Genomic DNA, 20428 nt, shown 5'->3' on the forward strand with positions numbered 1-20428 from the left:
TTTCGCCAACCGGGATGGTGATCTTCTCGCCATTGGCCAGGGTGACCACCACGGGCGAGCCGGTAACCGGTGCAGTAACGGTGGCGGTGTAGGTGACGTTGCCACCTTCGGCCGCCGAAGGCGTGGCCTTCAAGGACACGGTGGAAGTGTCGATGGTGTCAGTGACGTCGGTCACCGCCGGTGTAGTGCTTGGCACGAGGTTTTCGAAGTTGCCGCCTTCAGTCTTGCTGATAGTGACTTCAACCTTGCCGGCATCCTTATAGACGTCGTCTGCCGGTGCCGCCACGGTCACGGTGCCGGAACTGGCACCCGCAGCGATGGTGATCACCGCGCCGTTGCTCAGGGTCACGGTCACCGGGGTGCCGGCCGGATTGGTCAGGGTCGCGGTGTAGACGATGGAGCCGCCCTCGGCCACGGTGCCGGTGGCCGAGAGGCTCAGGCCGGTATCGTCGATGGTATCGGTGACGGTGGTCACTGCCTTGTCGGTGCTCGGCACCAGGTTCTCGAAGTTGCCGCCTTCGGCCTTGGTGATGCCGACTTCAATGGTGCTGCCATTCTTGTAGACATCATTGGCCGGGGCCGCCACATCCACCGAACCGCTGGACTTGCCCGCCTCGATGGTGATCACCGCGCCGTTGGACAGGGTAATGGTCACCGGCGTCTGTGCCGGGTTGGTCAGGGTGGCGGTGTAGGTGATCTGCCCGCCTTCGCTGACGCTTGGGTCGGCGGTCAGGGTGGCGGTGGTGGTGTCGATGGTGTCGGTGATCTGGGTGACGGCTGGGGTCGGGTCTACGGTGACCACCAGGCCGCCACCGCCAGAGGTGCCGGTGACGTTGACACTGATCTGGCTTGGGTCGATATAGACGCTGTCATTGGGCGCCAGCGGCACTTGCACGGTGCCAGTGGTCTGCCCGGCGCTGATCACTATGACCGCACCATTGGACAGGGTAATGGTCAGGTCGGTCAGCGGCGCCTGGGTCAGGGTCGCGGTGTACACCAGGGTACCGCCGGCTTCAGTGATGGTCGGTGTGGCACCCAGGGTCAGGGTGGCCGGACGCAGGGTGTCGCTGCCAGTGCCATTACCACCAGCTAGGCCGTTATTGCCGTTAAGGCCACCTATGTTGTTGTCCAGCGCCGAAGTGCTCAGCCCCAGGCCGGCAGTCGGGAAGCCGATGGTTGGGTCCACCCGGCCTGCGGTTTCTTCCAGTTGTACGAAGGTGTGGCCGCCCCCAGCGGCGCCCCCAGTGCCTGCCGCCGTCGGACCGGCCGCGGTGGCTTCCAGGTCGGTGGTCGGGTCGACACCCGCAGCGATGGCTTGCTGCAGTTCGGCAACCGATGGAGCGGCTTGCGCCGCCGCCTGGTTCAGGTCGGCACCGGAGTCCGGCGCGCTGCCGCTCCACTGTGTGTCACGGCCAAGGTCAAGGGTGCGACCGTCGGTCAGTTCCAAAGTGACTGCACCGGCCGGGCCGGTATCTACCTGATCACCCACGAACAGGCGGTCACCTTCGATGAGTACGCGTCGGATCCCTTCCGGGGAAACTACGAAAACTTGACCGACAATGCTTTTGACGATGGCAACAACACTGCTCATTGGGGACTCTCCGGTGTACCGCTCAGTCGACTTCCATGTACCGGCTTGGGCGCGGGCCGCAACTCAGTCAGGAGGTACATTGCTGTGTAATTGGGAACGGGTATTTGACAGTAATCTTGTCAATATTTTGGCTATATTTTTTCGGGATTAACTTTATGCCAAACTATTGACCTTATGGGTGCCATCCTAAACAATCGCCGAATTAATGTCACATTGATATTCACGCGGTAACCTGACTTGAAGTATGTGAACCAGTTCTTAGTTTGAACTTTCCGACGGATGGTCGTTGTGGTTGTAATCAATTCGATGTGGTGCCACGTTCTGACGTGATTCTGGACACGCTGTCCAAGGGAAATTCTTACCATGCGTTTTCACCTGTTCAAGGCCTTACCTTTCGCCTTAGCCGCCAGCTTCGTGCAGGCTCAGACACTCCCCGAAGCCATGCAGAAAGCACTGGATGTGCACCCGGAAATCCAAGCCGGGGTAAACAGCCGTCTGGCCGCCGACTATCAATTGAAAGCCGCGAAAGGTGGCTATCTGCCACGAGTCGATATGCTAGCTGGCTATGGCCGCGAAGGCACAGATAACCCTTCTACCCGTGCGGGTACTGGCAGCAATCACTGGGAAACCTTGACCCGTGGCGAGTCAAGTTTACGTCTCCAGCAGATGGTTTTTGACGGTTTTGCCACGTCCAGTGAAGTGGGGCGTCAACAAGCCACCGTGAACTCCCGCGCCTACTCCCTGCTGGGCACTTCCGAGCGTACCGGGCTGACTGTGGCCCAGGTGTACCTGGACGTGCTGACCCGTCGCGAGTTCGTGCAATTGGCCGAAGACAACCTGCGCAATCACGAACGCATCTATGACCAGATCAAGCTGCGCACCCAGCGCGGCGTGGGCAGCGGCGCCGACCTCGACCAGGCCGAAGCGCGGGTGGCCCAGGCCCGTAACAACCTGCTCACCGAACAGACCAACCTGGCGGACTCGCAGACCAACTTCCTGAGTGCCGTGGGCCAGATGCCCGATCAGTTGGAGCGCCCTGCCAGCTTCATGGCGATGCTCCCGGCCAACCTCGACGAAGCCCGGCGCCAGATGCTGGAAAACAGCCCGATCCTGCGCTCTGCCGAGTCCGATATCGTGGCGGCCGAGAAGCAGTACGAGGCAGCCAAGTCGGCCTTCTACCCGCGTTTCGATGCGGAGCTGGGGCGCACCGCCGACAACGATCTGGACGGCCAGAACGGCCACAACAACGAATGGCAGGCCATGCTGCGCATGCGCTTCAACCTGTTCGCCGGTGGCAGCAACAAGGCCGATCTGGAATCCAAGTCCTACCAGTCGAACCAGGCTCTGGATATCCGCAACAACGCCCTGCGCGTGCTCAATGAAGAACTGGGCCTGGCCTGGAACGCCCTGAACAACGCCAATGCCCAGGTGCCGGTGGCCCAGGAATACGTCAATCGCAGCACTGCAGTGCGCACCGCCTACCAGAAACAGTTCAGCCTGGGCGAACGTACCCTGCTGGACTTGCTCGACAGCGAAAACGAGTTGTTCACCGCTTCCCGGCGTTTGGCCGAGATCAAGAACATTCAGTTATTTACTCAGTATCGAATCAAGGCGACCATGGGCGAGTTGCTCAAGAGCCAGGGAGTGGTCGCACCTATGGCTTCCGTCGTGCAGAACGACGTCAAGCCCAGGGTCCAGCTGCCTGGGATGAATTGAGCCAAACTCATCCAACAGTCAGTCAAGAGTGTCGAGCGTGGAATCAGAAGTCAGTCGTGTGCAACTCAGTCATGATCCGCGCGGCATGCATGACGATCCCTTGCTGGATGGTTTGCTGACCCTCTGTTCCCTGCACCAGAAGCCCGCCAGTGCGGCGATGCTGACCACCGGTCTGCCATTGCCCTCACAGCGCATGAGCGCCGAGCTGCTGCCCCGTGCCGCGGCTCGGGCCGGGCTGCAGGGGCGGGTGCTGCGGCGCAAGCTGGAGCAGATCCCCAGCATCGCCATGCCCGCCCTGTTGTTGCTCAAGGACGGCCGCAGCGCCGTGCTGCTGGGCTGGCAGGGCGAGGACCAGGCGCGGCTGCTGCTCAGCGAAAGCGATGGCGGTGAAGTTTGCGTCAGCCGCCAGCTGCTGGCCGACGACTACAGCGGCCAGGTGTTCTTCGCCCAGCCCCAGCACAAGTTCGACGTCAACCACGGCTCGCTGATCCCGCGGGCCCGCTCCTGGTTCCGCGACACCCTGAAGCGCTCGCGCTGGCTGTATATCGACGCCATCGCCGCCAGCCTGCTGATCAACATCATTGCCATGGCCGCGCCGCTGTTCGTGATGAACGTCTACGACCGGGTGGTGCCCAACCAGGCCACCTCGACCCTGTGGATGCTGTCCATCGGCATCATTGGCGCCTACATCTTCGACCTGATCCTCAAGGGCCTGCGCAGCCTGTGCCTGGACCTGGCAGGCAAGAAGACCGACCTGATCATCTCCGCCACGCTGTTCGAGCGCATCGTCGGCATGGCCATGAAGTACCGCCCGGCACGGGTCGGCAGCTTCGCCCAGAACATCCACGAGTTTCAGAGCCTGCGGGATTTCCTCGCTTCCCTGACCCTCACCAGCCTGATCGATTTGCCGTTCACCCTGCTGATCTTCCTGGTCATCGCCATTCTGGGCGGGCACCTGGTGTGGATCCCGGTGCTGGCCTTTCCTATCGCCCTGGGCATCGGCTACGCCTTGCAGAAGCCGCTGGTGGCGACCATGGAAAAAACCATGGCCCTGGGCGCCGAGCGCCAGTCGAGCCTGATCGAGACCCTGGCCGGGCTCGACGCGGTCAAGGTCAACAACGCCGAAAGCGAGCGCCAGTACCAGTGGGAGCAGACCATTGGCACCCTTGGTCGTCTGGAGCTGCGGGTGAAGATGCTTTCCAGCCTGGCGATGAACATCACCCTGCTGATCCAGCAACTGGCCGGGGTGGTGATGATCATCTTCGGGGTGTACCAGATCATCGCTGGCAACCTCAGCATGGGCGGCCTGATCGCCTGCTACATGCTCAGTGGCCGGGCCCTGAGCCCGCTGGCTTCGCTGTCCGGCCTGCTGACCCGCTACCAGCAGGCCCGCGTCACCATGACCTCGGTGGACCAGATGATGGAACTGCCCCAGGAGCGCAACTTCGACGAGCGCCCCCTGAGCCGCAGCGTGCTGCAGGGCGGTATCGAATGCCGGCAGCTGAACTTTACCTATCCGGGCCAGCAGAACCCGGCCCTGAAGAACATCAACCTGGTGATCAAGCCGGGAGAGAAGGTCGGCATCATCGGCCGCAGCGGCTCGGGCAAGAGTTCCCTGGCCAAGCTGTTGGTGGGGCTCTATCAGCCGGATTCCGGCGCCCTGCTGGTGGACGGCGTGGATATCCGCCAGATCGATGTCAGCGAGCTGCGGCATAACCTTGGCTACGTGGCCCAGGACATCCAGCTGCTGGCCGGCACCCTGCGCGACAACCTGACCTCCGGCGCGCGCTACGTCGAGGACGAACTGGTGCTGCAAGCGGCCGAACTGGCTGGAGTCCATGAATTCGCCCGGTTGCACCCGCAAGGTTACGAACTGCAAGTGGGCGAGCGCGGGCAGAACCTCTCGGGCGGGCAGCGACAGAACGTCGCCCTGGCCCGGGCGCTGTTGCTCAACCCGCAGATCCTGTTGCTCGACGAGCCCACCAGCGCCATGGACAACACCGGCGAGGAGCGCCTCAAGCAGCGCCTGGAAGCCGTGGTGCAGGGCAAGACCGTGGTACTGGTCACCCACCGCGCCTCGCTGCTGTCCCTGGTGGACCGGCTTTTGGTGGTGGACCGTGGACAAATCCTGGCCGATGGCCCGAAAGCGGTGGTGATGGAAGCGTTGAAGAAGGGGCAGATCAGTGTTGCTTAAGTCGGGATTCAAGGACTCGATCCGTCGTTATTTCAAAGGCACCGATTCCCTCCAGGGGCAGCCGCTGCCCGAGGTCAACAAGGCCCTGATCGAAGATGCGCCGCGGGTCATCCGCCTGACCATCTGGGGCATCATCGGTTTCTTCCTGTTCCTGGTGCTGTGGGCCAACTTCGCCGTCATCGATGAAGTGACCAAGGGCGAGGGCAAGGCCATTCCTTCGTCCAAGGTGCAGAAGATCCAGAACCTGGAGGGCGGTATCGTCGCCGAGCTGTACGTCAAGGAAGGCCAGGTGGTGGAGGCCGGGGCACCGTTGATTCGCCTGGACGACACGCGCTTCCAGTCCAATGTTGGCGAGACCGAGACCGTGCGTCTGTCGATGCTGCTGCGGGTCGAGCGCCTGAGCGCCGAGGTCGATGAGCGGCCGCTGGACTTCCCCGCCGAGGCGGTCAAGGACGCGCCGGGCCAGGCTGCCAGCGAGAAATCCCTGTACGAAAGTCGCCGCCAGCAACTGCATGACGAGATCGGCGGCTTGCAGGAGCAACTGATCCAGAAGCAGCAGGAGCTGCGCGAGTTCAACTCCAAGCAGGCGCAGTACCGCCAGCAACTGGGCCTGCAACGCCAGGAAATCGCCATGTCCGAGCCCCTGGTGGCCCAGGGCGCGGTATCGCCGGTGGAAGTGCTGCGCCTCAAGCGTGCCGAGGTGGAAACCCGCGGCCAGCTGGACGCCACCACCCTGGCCATTCCTCGCGCCGAATCGGCGATCAAGGAAGTGCAGCGCAAGATCGATGAAACCCGGGGCAAGTTCCGCAGCGAGGCCCTGACCCAGCTCAACGAGGCCCGCACCGAGCTGAACAAGGCCAGCGCCACCGGCAAGGCCCTGGAAGACCGAGTCAGCCGCACCCTGGTGACCTCGCCGGTGCGCGGCATCGTCAAGCAACTGATGGTCAACACCATTGGCGGGGTGATCCAGCCGGGCAGCGACATGGTGGAAATCGTCCCCCTGGACGACACCCTGCTGGTGGAAGCCAAGATCCGTCCCCAGGACATCGCCTTCCTGCACCCGGGGCAGGAGGCGATCGTCAAGTTCAGCGCCTACGACTACACCATCTACGGCGGCCTCAAGGCCCGCCTGGAACAGATCGGCGCCGACACCATCACCGACGAAGACAAGAAGACCACCTACTACATGATCAAGCTGCGCACCGATCGCAGCCACCTGGGCACCGACGAGAAGCCCCTGCTGATCATCCCCGGCATGGTGGCCTCGGTGGACATCATCACCGGCAAGAAGAGCATCCTCAGCTACCTGCTCAAGCCGATCATTCGCGCTCGCGCCGAAGCCCTGCACGAACGCTGATCGCCCGGCCCCGAGTCACTCAGGGGCCGCGGCCATATTTCGCCAGCAAGGATTGATCTCCCTCATCCTGCTGGCGAGCCAGCCTGCTAGCATTGCGTCCGGATCATTCCCGACCCGCCATGGATGCTCAGCATGCAACTCCCGGACATGAATCTTCTGCTTGCCCTCGACGCCCTGCTCGACGAGGGCAGTGTGGTGGGCGCCGCGCGGCGCATGAACCTCAGCCCGGCGGCCATGAGCCGCACCCTGACGCGCATCCGCGAGGCCCTGGGCGACCCGTTGCTGGTGCGCGCCGGGCGCGGCCTGGTGCCCACGCCAAAGGCCCTGGAGCTGCGTAGCCAGGTGCGTGACCTGGTGGAGCAGGCGGCGCTGCTGTTCCGCTCGGCGGACCAGGTCGACCTGAGTTCGCTGCAGCGGCGCTTCAATGTGCGCGCCAATGATTTCTTTGTCGGTGTCTATGGTGGCCGCCTGATCGACACCCTGGAGCGCCAGGCACCGCTGTGCGAACTGCGTTTCGTGCCCGAGGGCGACGGTGACGACGAAGCCCTGCGCGAAGGCCGGATCGACCTGCGGATCAGCAACACCCGGCCGCTGACCCCGGAGGTGAAGGTGCAGAACCTGTTCAGCACCGCCTTTGTCGGCCTGGTGCGCGACGACCACCCGCTGCTGGACGAAGACATCACCGCCGAGCGCTTTGCCGGCTTTCCCCATATCAGTGTGTCGCGCCGCGGCATTGCCCACGGGCCGATCGATGCGGCGCTGGCGGAGCTTGGTCTGGCGCGCCGGGTGCCCTTGATCGCACCGAGCTTTCACGCCGCGATGTTCATGCTGCCGGATTCGGACCTGATCCTGCCGGTACCCCGGGAAACCCTGTCCAGCGTCGCGCGCCTGGGCTTGCGCCTGCGCTCCTTCACCCTGCCGATCTCCCTGCCAACCCTGGTCCTGACTCAGGCCTGGCACCCGCGCTACGACAAGGACCCGGCGCACAAGTGGTTCCGCGAAATGCTGCGCAGTGCGTGCCAAGCCACCTGGCAGGCATCCCAACCGCCGCTGTAACGGCCTGCTGGCAGGGCCTTTTCGCTGGCAAGCCAGCTCCTACGGAAAATACGCAGATCTCTTGTAGGAGCCGGCTTGCCGGCGAAGCGATCATTGCGTCTGGTGCACTTATAAACTGCCAATAAGTCAGTTTTCGTCAGTACTGACAGTTCATAGACTGCTCTGGTTTTCTTTTTCCGGAGCCGTACGTCCATGAATTCCCCCGCTGTCGCTGCGCCCGCTTCGATGCAAGCCGCCAGCAAGCCGGCAGCCATTGCACCGCCGGTCTTCGGGCCGCGGATCATCATCGGCTTGGTGGGTGTGTTGCTGGCGGTACTGGTGTCCGGTCTCAACGAGATGGTGACCAAGATCGCCCTGGCGGATATCCGCGGTGCGCTGTTTATCGGTTACGACGAAGGCACCTGGCTGGTGGCCTGCTACACCGCCACCTCGGTGGCCGCCATGGCCTTTGCGCCTTGGTGTTCGGTGACCTTCTCCCTGCGCCGCTTCACCCTCTGCGCCATTGGCCTGTTCAGCCTGCTGGGGCTGCTGTGCCCCTTCGCCCCGAACTACCCGAGCCTGCTGTTCCTGCGCACCTTGCAGGGCCTGGCCGGGGGCGCGTTGCCGCCAATGTTGATGACCGTGGCCCTGCGTTTTCTGCCGGCCAACGTCAAGCTCTATGGCTTGGCCGGCTATGCCCTGACCGCCACCTTCGGCCCCAGCCTGGGCACGCCCCTGGCGGCGCTGTGGACTGAATACGTGGGCTGGCGCTGGGCTTTCTGGCAGGTGCTGGGGCCCTGCCTGCTGGCGATGGCGGCGGTGGCCTACGGCCTGCCCCAGGACCCGCTGCGCCTGGAGCGCTTCAAGCAGTTCAACTGGCGCGGCCTGCTGCTGGGTTTCCCGGCCATCTGCATGCTGGTGATCGGCATTCTTCAGGGCAATCGCCTGGACTGGTTCGAGTCGTCTCTGATCAGCACGTTACTGGGCGGCGGATTGCTGCTGCTGGTGCTGTTCATGATCAATGAATGGTCGCAGCCGATTCCCTTTTTCAAGCTGCAGATGCTCGGCATCCGCAACCTGTCCTTCGCCCTGCTGACCCTGGCCGGGGTGCTGGTGGTGCTGACCGCGGTAATCATCATTCCCTCCAGCTACCTGGCCCAGGTCCAGGGCTATCGCCCCTTGCAGACCGCGCCGGTGATGCTGGTGATGGCCTTGCCGCAACTGCTCGCCCTGCCGCTGGTGGCGGCCCTGTGCAACCTGCGCTGGGTCGACTGCCGCTGGGTGCTGGGGATCGGCCTGGGGATGCTGGTGCTGTCCTGCCTGGGCGGCACGCACCTGACCTCGGCCTGGATCCGGGATGATTTCTACCTGCTGCAGCTGTTGCAGATCTTCGGCCAGCCCATGGCAGTGCTGCCGCTGCTGATGCTTTCCACCGGCAGCATCACCCCGCTGGAAGGGCCCTTCGCCTCGGCCTGGTTCAACACCGTGAAAGGCCTGGCGGCGGTCATCGCCACCGGGGTGCTGGATGTGCTGACCACCCACCGGCTGCATTTCCACTCGACGATGTTGGTGGACAGCCTGGGCAATTCCCCCTTGACGGACGACCGGGTTGCCGGCCTGGCCCAACGCCTGCACCAGCAGGCCGTGGTGCTGACCAGTGCCGATTTGTATTTCTGCATGGCAGGGCTGGCCGCTTCGCTGATCCTGCTGATTTTCTGGCTGCCGACGCGGATCTATCCACCGCGGGCGCCCACTTGAACGAGAAGGTTTTTATGACCATCCACAGCAAAGACAAGATCGCCATCGCCGTAGCAGCGGTGGCAGCCCTCGGTGTGTTGGCCTACCTGGCGGCGCCGGGCCTGTTCGGCCGCTCCAGCGAACAGAGCACCAACGATGCCTTTATCGCGGCCGACTACACCCTGGTGGCCCCGCGAGTGGCGGGGTTTATCAAGGAGGTGTTGGTGGAGGACAACCAGCAGGTCAAGGCCGGGCAATTGCTCGCGCTGATCGACGACCGCGACCTGCGTGCCGCAGCCCAGGCCGCGGATGCCGAGACCCTGGTGGCCCAGGCGCAGTTGCAGAACGCCCGGGCGACCCTCGATCGGCAAAGCTCGGTGATCGCCCAGGCCCAGGCGGCGCTGGTAGCGGCCCGGGCCGAAATGGCCTTCGCCGAGCATGAGCTCAACCGCTACAACCACTTGGCCGGGGTTGGTGCCGGCACGGTGCAGAACGCCCAGCAGGCCAAGACCCGCATCGACCAGGCCAGCGCCCGGCTGGCCACCGCCACCGCAGCCCTGGCGGCGGAGCGTAAGCAGGTGGAGATCCTCACTGCCCAGCGCGATGCGGCCGAAGGCGGCCTGAAACGGGCCCAGGCCGCCCTGGAAATGGCCAGCTACGAGCTGTCCTATACGCGCATCGTCGCGCCGTTGGACGGCATGGTCGGCGAGCGCGCGGTGCGGGTCGGTGCCTATGTCACCCCGGGCAGCAAGATCCTCGCCGTGGTGCCCTTGCAGCAGGCCTACGTAGTGGCCAACTTCCAGGAAACCCAGCTCACCGCCATGCACGCCGGGCAGAAGGTCGAGGTGCGGGTCGACAGCCTCGGCGGCGAGCCCCTGCAAGGCCGGGTGGAAAGCCTGGCCCCGGCCACCGGGGTGACCTTCGCCGCGGTGAAACCGGACAACGCCACCGGTAACTTCACCAAGGTGGTGCAGCGGATTCCGGTGAAGATCCTCCTGGAGCCCAACCAGCCCATGACCGAGCGGCTGCGGGTGGGCATGTCGGTGGAAGCCAGCGTGGACACCCACAGCTCCGCCAACAGTGCCCGCGAGGTGACCCAGCGATGAGTAGCCAGCACCGAGGTCTATCGTGGCGAGGGAGCTCGCTCCCGCTGAGTTGCGCAGCAACTCCAGAAACACTCGACACTGTTGCCCAACCTGCCCGCGAAGGCCGCTTTGCGAGTGCCGGGCACTCGAACGGGAGCAAGCTCCCTCGCCACGGGGCCTGTGCGCTGCTGGCGCTGAGCCTGCTGTCGCTGGCGGCCTGCAATGTCGGCCCGGATTTCCAGCGCCCCCAGGCGACCCAGGTCCAGGCCTGGTCGGCGCCGCAGCAAGCCGCCGCCAGCCGGGCCGTCGACAGCGCCATGCAGGAACGCTGGTGGGAGCAGTTCAACGACCCGCAGCTCACCGCCCTGAGCCGTCGTGCCCTGAGCGACAACCTCGACCTGCAACGGGCCACCAGCCGCCTGCAGCAAAGTCGCGCGGCGCGCCAGGTGATCACCGCCGCGCAGTACCCGAGCACCGCTGCCAACGGCGGCTACGCCCGCAAGCGCAACAGCGCCGAAGGCCTGAACGACCCATCGGGGAACCAGGGCAAGTCGCCGTTCAACCTCTGGGAAGCGGGCTTCTCGGCCTCCTGGGAGCTGGACCTGTGGGGCCGCGTGCGGCGCGAAGCCGAGGCCGCGGATGCCAACCTGGAGGTGGCGGAAAACGATCGGCGTGCGGTGCTGTTGTCGGTGCTGGCGGAACTTGCCCAGGACTACATCCAGCTGCGCGGGGTGCAGAGCACCCGGGCGGTCACCGAACAGAACCTGGAAGTCGCCCGCCATAGCCTGAAGCTCTCGCAACTGCGCCTGGCCGACGGCGTGGCCACCGACCTGGACGTGGCCGAAGCCGCGGCCCAGGTCGCCAGCATCGAGGCGCAACTGCCCGAACTGCACCAGCGCCAGGGGCAATTGATCAATGCCTTGAGCCTGCTGCTGGGGGCGCCGCCCCAGGCCTTGCACGAGGAACTGGCCAGCGATGGGCCGGTGCCACAAACACCGGTGCAAGTGGCCATCGGCCTGCCTTCGCAACTGGCTGAAAGGCGCCCGGATATCCGCCAGGCCGAAGCGCGGTTGCACGCGGCAACGGCCACTATCGGGGTGGCCAAGGGCGATTTCTACCCGCGCATCACCCTCTCCGGCAATGTCGGTGCCCAGGCCCTGCAACTGGCGGATTTCGGCTCCTGGAGTTCGCGGCAGTTCGGCATTGGCCCGCAGTTCAGCCTGCCGCTGTTCGACGGCGGGCGCCTGCGCGGCGTGCTGCAATTGCGTGAGGCCCAGCAGCAGGAAGCGGCCCTGGCCTACCAGCAGACCGTGCTCCGGGCCTGGCATGAAATCGACGACCAACTGACCCGCTACAACGCCAGCCAGTTGCGCCGCGACAGCCTGGCCGAAGCCGTGCGGCAGAACCAGATCGCCCTGCGCACGGCGCAGCAGCAATACGTCGAAGGGGTGGTGGATTTCGTCAACGTGCTGACGGTGCAAGGGGCCTTGCTGACTTCTCAGGAGCAATGGGTGGAAAGCTCGGCCGGGGTATCCCTGGCCATGGTCGGCCTGTACAAGGCCCTGGGCGGCGGTTGGCAGTCGGTGTATCCGCTACAGGCCGCCAGCCTGTCCCGATGAAACGTGCTTTGCCTGGATTGCGAAAAAAGTGTAATGATAATTGCTCTCAATCACGTGTGCAGTTTCATTCATGCAAGCAACCATCGATGGCAAAGCACAGCTCCAGCGCCTGTATCAGGATCATCACGGCTGGTTGCAGGGTTGGCTGCGCAAGCGTCTCGGCGATCGCGAGCACGCGGCGGACGTGGCGCAGGACACCTTCCTGCGCCTGTTGCTGTCGGGGCGCTTTCCCGGGCAGCAGGAAAGCCGCAGCTACCTGGCGCAGATCGCGCGCAATCTGGTGATCGACCAATGGCGCCGTGCGCGCATCGAGCGCGCCTACCTGGAAAGCATCGCCCACCTGCCGGAACCGCAGACGCCTTCCCTGGAAAGCCGCGCACTGATTCTGGAAACCCTGATGCAGATCGACGCCATGCTCGACCGCATGCCGGACAAAGTGCGCCAGGCCTTCGTCATGTCGCAGTTCGAAGGGTTGGGCTATAGCCAGATCGCCGAGCGCCTGGAGGTGTCCGTCAGTTCGGTGCAGAAGTACATGATTCGTGCGATCCAGGCCTGCTATCAGGTGCTCTACGCCGAATGAAAGCCCATCAGGCCCCGATCTCTCCCAACATCGTCGAACAAGCCAGTGAATGGTTGATGCTGCATTGGGGCGGCGAACTCGATGCGCAGCAGCGCGAAGCGTTCGCTGCCTGGCAGCAGGCCGATCCCGAGCATCGACGCGCCTGGCAACGCTTGCAGCAGTTGCAACAGACCTTGGGCGCAGTGCCCGAGCACAGCACCCAGGTGCTGCTGGCCCAGGCACCAGACCGGCAACGGCGCGCCGCGCTGAAGCTGCTGGGGGCGCTGCTGCTGGCCGGTGGTAGCGGTTACCTGGTGCAGGGCAGCCAGCCCTGGCGCGCGACCTTTGCCGAGCAGCGCAGTGGCACCGGGGAAATCCGTCACCTGACCCTCAGCGATGGCAGCCGTCTGGACCTCAACAGCAACAGCGCCGTGGATCTGCTGTTCAGCGCCAGCGAACGGCGTATTCGCCTGATCCAGGGCGAGATCTTGCTGAGCAGCGGGCACGACCCGGCGCGCCCGCTGATCGTCGAAACCAGCGCCGGGGATATCCAGGCCCTGGGTACGCGATTTGTGGTGCGCGAACTGGATGGCGGCACCCGGGTCGATCTCTACGAAGGCGCACTGCGCATCAGCCCCCGGCATGCCCAGGGGCAGTTGCTCAATGCCGGGGAGCGCCTGTGGTTCAGTGCCAGCCAGGTTTCCGCCCGGCAAGTGGCGCAAGTCAACGCCAGCAGCTGGAGCCAGGGCCGGCTGATTGCCGAGCGCCAGCCCCTGGGACAGTTCATCGCCGAGCTGGCGCGCTACCGACCGGGCGTGCTGCGTTGCGACGAGCAAGTGGCCGGGCTGCTGCTGACTGGGGTCTTCCCCCTGGCGGACAGCGATGCGGTGCTGGCCGCCCTGGAACGCTCGCTGCCGGTGCGGGCGCAGCGGGTCACCCGCTACTGGGTCACCCTCAAGCCCAGGGTGTGAATAAAATATTTTGCTTTGCCCTTGTCGATTCTGCCGAGCTGTCCGGGATACCCATGAAAGCCGATCAAGACGCATTCTCATGGGGAGTTCAGGAATGCCTTACCAGACCACTGCATCCATTTTGACCCTGGGCACTGCCGCCCGACGCCGAGCCTTTGTCGCGCTGCTGGCCATGGCCCCGCTGTTGCCCGGGGCTGCCCAGGCCGACAGCAGCAACCAGAGCCAGGCACGGGACTATCAGATTGCCGCAGGCAATCTCGATCAGGTCCTCAACCGTTTTGCCAGTGCGGCAGGCATTCTCCTGTCGGTGGATGCGAGCCTTACCGCCGGCAAGCACAGCGCCGGCCTGCAAGGTCGCTTTGAAGTGGCCCAGGGGCTGCAGGCGCTGCTGGCGGGCAGCGGCCTGCAAGCGGTGCAGAGTGGTTCCAGCTGGAGCCTGCAACCCCTGGCCGAGGACGGCGCGCTGCAACTCTCACCCACTCGGATCGGCGCCGCCCAGAACTATGAGGACGCCTGGGGCGCGGTCCCGGGCATCGTCGCCAAGCGCAGTGCTACCGGGAGCAAGACCGACTCGGCACTGGTGGAGATTCCGCAGACCATCAACGTGATCGGTGCCAAGGAAATCAAGGCCCGTGGCGCCCAGAGCGTGACCGAGGCGTTGCTCTATACCCCGGGCATGACCGGCGGTGGCTTTTCCGACCGGGTGAAGATTTTCGACGAGCCCACTTCCCGCGGTTTCTCTCCGACCCCGCTGTACCTCGATGGCCTGCACCTGCCCTATGGCGGTGGCAGTACCGGCGGTGCCTTGCAGATCGAGCCCTATGCCCTGGAGCGCATCGAAGTGCTCAAGGGCCCGGCCTCGGTGCTCTACGGGCAGAACCAGCCGGGCGGGATCGTCAACATGGTCAGCAAGCGGCCCACCGAAACCCCCTTGCACCAGCTGGAACTGAAGGCCGGCAGCCATGACCAGAAGAGCATCGCCCTGGACCTGGGCGGCCCGCTGGATGAGCAGGGGCAGTTCCTCTATCGCCTCACCGGGCTGGCCAGCGACAGCCAGGACGCTGTCGACTACGTGCAACGCCAGCGCCAGTTCATCGCCCCGAGCCTGACCTGGCAGCCGGACCAGGACACCAAGCTGACCCTGTTCGCCCAGTTCCAGAAAGACAATGACGTGCCCGAGGCCCAGGGCCTGCCCAGCGTGGGCACGGTGTTCGCCAACCCCAACGGCAAGATCGACCGCGACCTGTTCCTTGGCGAGCCCGGGGTCAATGCCTATGACCGCGACCAGTTCGTCCTGGGCTACGAGTTCTCCCATCGCCTGAACGATGTCTGGACCCTGAAGCAGAACGCTCGCTACGCCGATGTCGATGACCGCTACCGCGCGCCGCTGCACGGCTACAAGTTCGTCACCAATCCCAAGACCGGGCTCAACGACCAGCGCTACATGACCCGCTTCGGGGTGGACTGGAAACAGCACAACAAGGTCTACGGCGTGGATAACATCGCCCAGGCCGAGTTCAACACCGGGCCCTTCAGCCATACCTTGCTGGTGGGGCTGGACTACTACCGCTTCAATTCGAAATTCAACGGCAAGTACGACTTCAACCCGCCGATCCTCGACATGTTCACCCCCACTTACGGCCAGTCGCTGAATTTCGGCAACCCCTACCGGTGGGACAACACCATCACCCAGACCGGCCTGTATGTGCAGGACCAGATCAAGTACGAGAAGTGGGTGCTGGTGCTGGGTGGTCGCAACGATTGGGCGGAAACCGATAACAAGACGCCGCTCGATGGTGGTCATACCAATGCCAAGGACCAGTCCTTCACCGGACGCGGGGGGCTGGTGTACCTGTTCGACAATGGCCTGGCGCCCTTTGTCAGCTACTCGGAATCCTTCTTGCCGTTGAGTGGCACCAGTGTCCAGCGCCGCGCTTTCGAGCCATCCACGGGCAAACAGTACGAAGTGGGGGTGAAGTTCCAGCCACCGGGCCAGGAGAGCTTCGTCCAGGTATCGGCCTACCAGCTCGACCAGGAGAACATCCTGACGCCTGACCTGGCCAACCCCGGGCGCAGCGTCCAGAGCGGCGCAGTGCGCTCCCGTGGTATCGAGCTGGAAGCCAAGGCCAGCCTCAGCGAATCGCTGGACGTGATCGCCTCGGCGTCGCGCAACGACATCAAGTACACCAAGGACAACGACGGCCGCGAAGGGCGTCACCCGGCCGGCATGCCGCCGTTGACCGCGTCGCTGTGGCTCAACTACACCCTGCTTGGCGACACGCCGCTGGCGGGCCTGGGGGCGGGGGTCGGCACCCGTTACGTCAAGGGCAACTACGGCACCGATTACCAAGGCGCTTTCCAGATCCCGTCCTACACCGTGTACGACGCCAGCCTGACCTACGACCTGGAAAAATCACCATTGCAGTTCAAGGGCGTGAAGCTGGCGCTGAACGTGAAGAATCTCACCGACAAGACCTACGTCGCCAACTGCACCAGCATCTGGGACTGCTACTACGGCGAAGGCCGGACCATGGTCTCGAGCCTGACCTATGACTGGTAAGGCAGTGGTCTGGCGGGCTCACCAGTAGTCGGGCTTGATCGCCGGGGCCTTGTGGGTCGTCACGCGGTGGGGAAACTGGTGTCCTTGCAGTTCCTCGGCGGTGATGACCCGGCGCATCCAGTGGGCCAGCGCTTTCAGCGAGCCGGGTGGCGGGCGCTGGTACTCGGGCCTGTAGGGCAGGATGACACCGAGGGTCAACTCGGGAAAATCCTCGCGAATGGCTCGTAGGGCCGGTGTCATGTCGGTGTCGCCGGACACCAGCACCAATTGCTCGATGCGTTCGCTTGCAGGGCGGCAGGCCTGTTTGGACGCCAGGCGGTACATGCTGACGGCCAGGTTGACGTCAGTTTCCTTTTCTTCGAGCTTCCAGATATCCACCGTGTCTTGTCTTGATGCGTGGGTGCTCTTGTCGACAAAGCGTGGCGCCTTGGCCGGTTCCAACTGGTGGCGACCCAGGTGCACTTTGACCTTGGCGGCTTTCAAGGCCCGAATGTAGGTGTCCTGGGCTTCCTTGGAGGCGCGGCCACGAGTGGCCAGGCTGGGTTTGACCGATGAGGTGAAGTAGTCCACCGAAGCCAGGCGACTGGCGGGCTCTTCAATTTGCACGATGTGCAGCAGCAACCTGGGCAGATCGAGCCATTTGAATCGGGTGTCGGCCAGCAACCCGTAGAACAGGTTGTAGCCGTCGACGAAGAAGGCGGTGCGCACTTTTCCATTCCCTGGAAACGAAAAAACCGGCCGGAGCCGGTTTTTTCACCCCAACGGCCAGTGAACTTAATCTCTGCGTACGGGGTTGAGTAGTGAAGCCGATCCTATTGCCTGCTTTCGTCAGGGTCAATCCTTATCCGACGAGAGTCAGGGGGCTTCAAGGATCAGGCTGCACATCAACTCCGCGTTGACTGTTTTGCATCAGTGGGGCCAAGGGATCAAGGCGGTCGATGGGTATTACTGTGAGCGCTTGTTGCACCGCGCCTAAGGTGCGTTCTCCAGGTTCTGCAAAAACACCACATAGCCTCTGAACCAGGGGCTGTCGCGCAGGGTCTGGGGCTCCAGCCAGTCGCCGCCCTGGATCAGGCCGACCTTGTAGGGCAGGCCCATGCGGTCCAGGCGTGGCAGGTAGGTGGCATAGTTGGCGATGCTCTGGCGGCCCTGGTAGGTCTGCACCACCACTTCGTCCACCACGCCCTTGAGCTGGCTGATGGATTGCGGGTCGGCGTTGCTGCCCCAGTCCAGCAGGCCGGTGATGCTCAGGCGGTACTGCGCCGGAAGGCGTTGGCGCAGGTCGCGGAGGAAGTCGGCGTAGCGTTGCAGGTCGCGAGTGCCGCTGTCGAAATCGATCTGGATACCCACCACCGGGGTACCGGTGTCCTGCCAGCGCTGCACCTGGCCCAGCAACTGGCGGTACACCGACTCCGGCCAGGCCAGGCTGTGGGCGCGGTACACCACCCACACTTGCTCCTGGTGCAGACGCGAAACCGGCAGGCCCTGGGCGATCAGCTCGACACCCCGCGCCGGGTGGCGCCGCGAGCGGCTGACCTGGCCCTGGAGGATATACAGGGTCTTGGCCTGGGCCAGCACCGGTTGGGTCTTGACTCCGCTCCACAGCCAGAAGGCGTCGTACTCTTTAGCCTCGACCGCGGCCGTCGCCGGGAAGGCCCAGCACAGCCAGAGCGGTAGCAGGCAGAAGCCCAGGCGTTTCATGCTTACCAGTAGTAACGCAGCGACTGGCTCCACTGAGTGTCCCCCAGCTTGGTCTTCAACTGACGGAACCAGGCCTTGCGCACGGCCGGCTCCACACCCGGGCCGCCACAGCGGTTGTGGCCCGAGGAAGCAAAGCAATTGATGGCGCGGTACAGGGCATAGGCGCGATCGTCGCGGCTGGCCTTGGGGTTGTTGATCACCACCTGATAGCGATCGAGCCGCGAGTAGAACTTGCCGGCGAACAGCTCCTGGGTGCCGCCCAGGGTCTGGGCGTCGACCGGGCTATCCATTGGCATTCCATCGAGGTTGTTCAGGCGGATGAATTCCCCCAAGCACAGTTGACCGGCTGGAGCCTTGGGGTCGCGCTGCAGAAGGGCGACGCTCTCGATCAGGTTCGGGCAGCTGTAGCCGGAGGTCTCGTATTCACTGGGCTTGCCGTCCCAGAGAAACACTTGCAGTGAGGGGCTTTCGACATACGGCCAGCCCAGGCTGGAGCCCAGCTTTTCCTCGGCCAGCGGGTGCGGCAATTGCTCGTAGTCCTTGGCGAATGCCGCGTACTGGCCATGGCTCAGGTCCTTGTACAGCAGGATGAAAGCCGCGGTGTTGCGCTCGGTGGCCGACTTCCCCTTATGCGCTTGCTGGCGCAGCACGTCGGCAGAGGCCACCTGGCGCAGGAGCATGGCGCGCACCTGGAGGGTCTTGATTGGCGAGTCGGCGGCGAACACCTTGGCCAGCTGGCCGCTGCGCTCATAGGCGAAGGCCAGGGCCAGTTCCAGCTGTTCACGCTGCGGGGGCTGCTGGGCCAGGGGCAGCAGTTTTTCCCACAGCGTCGCGGCGCCTTTCCAGTCCTTTTGCGCCTGCATGGCCAGGCCGCGCAGGGTCTGCTGGCTGAAACTCAGGTAGTCCAGTTGCGCCGGCAGTTGGCTCGGCAACTGCTTGAGCACTGCTGCGGGGTTCTGCTCGACATACAGGGTGAAGGCCGCTTGCAGGTAGTCGAACAGGGCCGGTTGGGTCGCGAACAGGGTCTTTTGCTGTTGCAGGGCTTCCCGGGTCAGGGGCGGCGAGGTGTCCTGGCGCATGCGCATCAGGTCCTGGACCGCCAGCAGCAGTGGGGGCTGGAGATTCTCGACTGGGGTGCCGAGCAGCTTGGCATCGACTTCATCCACCAGGTCTTCCAGGCTCATGTTGCGCGGGCTGTCCGGGGCCTGGGTCAGGTCCCGGGCATAGTCCGCAGCCAGTGCCTGGGTATTCCCTGTCAGCCAATGCACGCGCCGCATCAGGCCCTTGGCGGACACCGCATACAGCCCGTGTGGATAAGCTTGCAGATAGCCGTTGAAACCGGCCTCGGCCTGTTGCAGGACGGCTTTGTCCACATGCTCCAGGTTGGCCATGCTCCACTCGTCGAAGGCGTTCTGCTGGGACAGGTTGAGCAGGGTGCGGGGCCCCATGTAGGCCGCGGTCTCGGCGAGCCAGGGCTGGGTATTTTCCTTGAGCGCGGCAAAGCCTTCGCCGGCCTGGCTGAAGCGTCCGTTGTAGAAGTCGCCGGCGGCTTGCAGGTAGCGGGCAAAATCCTTGGCTGCCGGTGAGCTCAGGTTGCCTGGCAGCAGGTTGCTCAGTTCATCGCCCTGCCAACTGCAGGCGCCCAGCATTTTCACCCGGGAGCGGGCCAGGGCCTGGCGCTCTGCCTGGCTCAGTTGTGCGTTTTCCAGCTGTTCGACAAAGGCCAGGGCGCTTTCGTCGGAGTTGCTGCGGCAGCGGCTGCCTTCGCCGGAGATAAACTGGTCACCGGCGACCTGGCGGCTTTCCCGTTGCAGCCCCAGGGCTTGCAGCCGGGTGTCCAATTCCTGGTCGACAGGCGGTATTGCGTCCTCACTGGGGGCAGCGGCCTCTGCCGGGTGCAGGCGATACGCGCGAAAGGGCACGGGGCCATAACCCAGGCTCAGCTCATATTCGCTCAGGGCCTGCAACGTCAGGGGCAGGCTGCCCTGGTCGGCCATCAACAGGCGCAGGTTGACCCGGTTGTCGTTGCTCGGGCTGAGAAAGGGCAGGTTGTTGCAATAGCTCAGCTGGTTGGAGTAGAGCTTCCAGGCAGGTACGCAACTGTCGTCCGTACTGGCCTGGGCCTGGCCGGCGCACAGCGCGCCAAGGGTCAGGGCTAATGCGCAAAAAACGCGGATACGCATGAATTGTCCTTAATTCGGTGGACCGGGAAGGGGGGGCCGGAATTTGTCGAAAATCATACAGAAGCCATTGCGACTAACCTATGAGGCAGTGGCAGGATTGCGACATTTTCCCGGCCAGGG

At 64.1% G+C, this 20428-nt stretch carries 14 protein-coding genes; 10 read left to right on the forward strand and 4 right to left on the reverse strand.

Annotation, left to right across the window (positions count from 1 at the left end; all coding sequences use genetic code 11):
* On the reverse strand, positions 1 to 1591 hold a 1591-nt coding region (locus J4P02_RS27070), incomplete at its 3' end, for a retention module-containing protein (RefSeq protein ID WP_426196151.1).
* Between the two features lie 363 nt (positions 1592 to 1954).
* Here J4P02_RS27070 and J4P02_RS27075 point away from each other — a divergent pair.
* From J4P02_RS27075 to J4P02_RS27120, 10 genes are all read left to right on the forward strand, one after another.
* Positions 1955 to 3307, forward strand: a complete 1353-nt coding sequence (locus tag J4P02_RS27075; RefSeq protein ID WP_426196153.1) for a TolC family outer membrane protein — start codon at positions 1955 to 1957, stop codon at positions 3305 to 3307.
* Between the two features lie 37 nt (positions 3308 to 3344).
* The gene (locus J4P02_RS27080; protein ID WP_426196155.1) at positions 3345 to 5501 is read left to right on the forward strand and encodes a type I secretion system permease/ATPase; all 2157 of its coding nucleotides are present in this window, start codon (positions 3345 to 3347) and stop codon (positions 5499 to 5501) included.
* Positions 5491 to 6858, forward strand: a complete 1368-nt coding sequence (locus J4P02_RS27085; RefSeq protein WP_426196157.1) for an HlyD family type I secretion periplasmic adaptor subunit — start codon at positions 5491 to 5493, stop codon at positions 6856 to 6858. The genes J4P02_RS27080 and J4P02_RS27085 overlap by 11 nt, the downstream gene beginning before the upstream one ends.
* Before the next feature lie 132 nt (positions 6859 to 6990).
* Positions 6991 to 7914 (forward strand): LysR family transcriptional regulator, encoded by a 924-nt coding sequence (locus J4P02_RS27090; RefSeq protein WP_426196159.1) that lies wholly within the window; start codon positions 6991 to 6993, stop codon positions 7912 to 7914.
* A gap of 192 nt (positions 7915 to 8106) precedes the next feature.
* Positions 8107 to 9651: an MFS transporter gene (locus J4P02_RS27095; RefSeq protein WP_426196161.1), complete on the forward strand. Its 1545-nt coding sequence runs from the start codon at positions 8107 to 8109 to the stop codon at positions 9649 to 9651.
* 14 nt (positions 9652 to 9665) lie between these two features.
* Positions 9666 to 10736: an HlyD family secretion protein gene (locus J4P02_RS27100; RefSeq protein WP_426196163.1), complete on the forward strand. Its 1071-nt coding sequence runs from the start codon at positions 9666 to 9668 to the stop codon at positions 10734 to 10736.
* Positions 10733 to 12334, forward strand: a complete 1602-nt coding sequence (locus J4P02_RS27105) for an efflux transporter outer membrane subunit (RefSeq protein ID WP_426196165.1) — start codon at positions 10733 to 10735, stop codon at positions 12332 to 12334. Before J4P02_RS27100 ends, J4P02_RS27105 begins: the two co-directional genes overlap by 4 nt.
* 70 nt (positions 12335 to 12404) lie before the next feature.
* Positions 12405 to 12914 (forward strand): sigma-70 family RNA polymerase sigma factor, encoded by a 510-nt coding sequence (locus tag J4P02_RS27110; protein WP_426196167.1) that lies wholly within the window; start codon positions 12405 to 12407, stop codon positions 12912 to 12914.
* Positions 12911 to 13864, forward strand: a complete 954-nt coding sequence (locus tag J4P02_RS27115) for a FecR domain-containing protein (RefSeq protein ID WP_426196168.1) — start codon at positions 12911 to 12913, stop codon at positions 13862 to 13864. The genes J4P02_RS27110 and J4P02_RS27115 overlap by 4 nt, the downstream gene beginning before the upstream one ends.
* A gap of 94 nt (positions 13865 to 13958) precedes the next feature.
* A complete protein-coding gene (locus tag J4P02_RS27120) occupies positions 13959 to 16424 on the forward strand; it encodes a TonB-dependent siderophore receptor (RefSeq protein WP_426196170.1) in 2466 nt (821 codons plus the stop codon).
* A gap of 18 nt (positions 16425 to 16442) precedes the next feature.
* Here the strand turns inward: J4P02_RS27120 and J4P02_RS27125 are convergent, their stop codons facing one another.
* From J4P02_RS27125 to J4P02_RS27135, 3 genes are all read right to left on the reverse strand, one after another.
* A complete protein-coding gene (locus J4P02_RS27125) occupies positions 16443 to 17132 on the reverse strand; it encodes an NYN domain-containing protein (protein WP_426196172.1) in 690 nt (229 codons plus the stop codon).
* Between the two features lie 264 nt (positions 17133 to 17396).
* Entirely contained in the window at positions 17397 to 18125 is a 729-nt protein-coding gene (locus J4P02_RS27130; RefSeq protein ID WP_426196174.1) for a DUF3142 domain-containing protein, read from the reverse strand.
* A gap of 2 nt (positions 18126 to 18127) precedes the next feature.
* Positions 18128 to 20308: an outer membrane assembly lipoprotein YfiO gene (locus J4P02_RS27135; protein WP_426196176.1), complete on the reverse strand. Its 2181-nt coding sequence runs from the start codon at positions 20306 to 20308 to the stop codon at positions 18128 to 18130.
* Between the last annotated feature and the right edge of the window lie 120 nt (positions 20309 to 20428).

This window comes from Pseudomonas sp. NFXW11, from assembly GCF_049887815.1.
Classification (GTDB): domain Bacteria; phylum Pseudomonadota; class Gammaproteobacteria; order Pseudomonadales; family Pseudomonadaceae; genus Aquipseudomonas.

Bases quoted from the DNA above. Each gene is read 5' to 3' on its own strand.
- J4P02_RS27075 (WP_426196153.1), top strand. From the start codon at position 1,955: ATGCGTTTTCACCTGTTCAAGGCCTTACCTTTCGCCTTAGCCGCCAGC.
- J4P02_RS27090 (WP_426196159.1), top strand. From the start codon at position 6,991: ATGCAACTCCCGGACATGAATCTTCTGCTTGCCCTCGACGCCCTGCTC.
- J4P02_RS27095 (WP_426196161.1), top strand. From the start codon at position 8,107: ATGAATTCCCCCGCTGTCGCTGCGCCCGCTTCGATGCAAGCCGCCAGC.
- J4P02_RS27100 (WP_426196163.1), top strand. From the start codon at position 9,666: ATGACCATCCACAGCAAAGACAAGATCGCCATCGCCGTAGCAGCGGTG.
- J4P02_RS27105 (WP_426196165.1), top strand. From the start codon at position 10,733: ATGAGTAGCCAGCACCGAGGTCTATCGTGGCGAGGGAGCTCGCTCCCG.
- J4P02_RS27110 (WP_426196167.1), top strand. From the start codon at position 12,405: ATGCAAGCAACCATCGATGGCAAAGCACAGCTCCAGCGCCTGTATCAG.
- J4P02_RS27115 (WP_426196168.1), top strand. From the start codon at position 12,911: ATGAAAGCCCATCAGGCCCCGATCTCTCCCAACATCGTCGAACAAGCC.
- J4P02_RS27120 (WP_426196170.1), top strand. From the start codon at position 13,959: ATGCCTTACCAGACCACTGCATCCATTTTGACCCTGGGCACTGCCGCC.
- J4P02_RS27130 (WP_426196174.1), bottom strand. From the start codon at position 18,125: ATGAAACGCCTGGGCTTCTGCCTGCTACCGCTCTGGCTGTGCTGGGCC.
- J4P02_RS27135 (WP_426196176.1), bottom strand. From the start codon at position 20,308: ATGCGTATCCGCGTTTTTTGCGCATTAGCCCTGACCCTTGGCGCGCTG.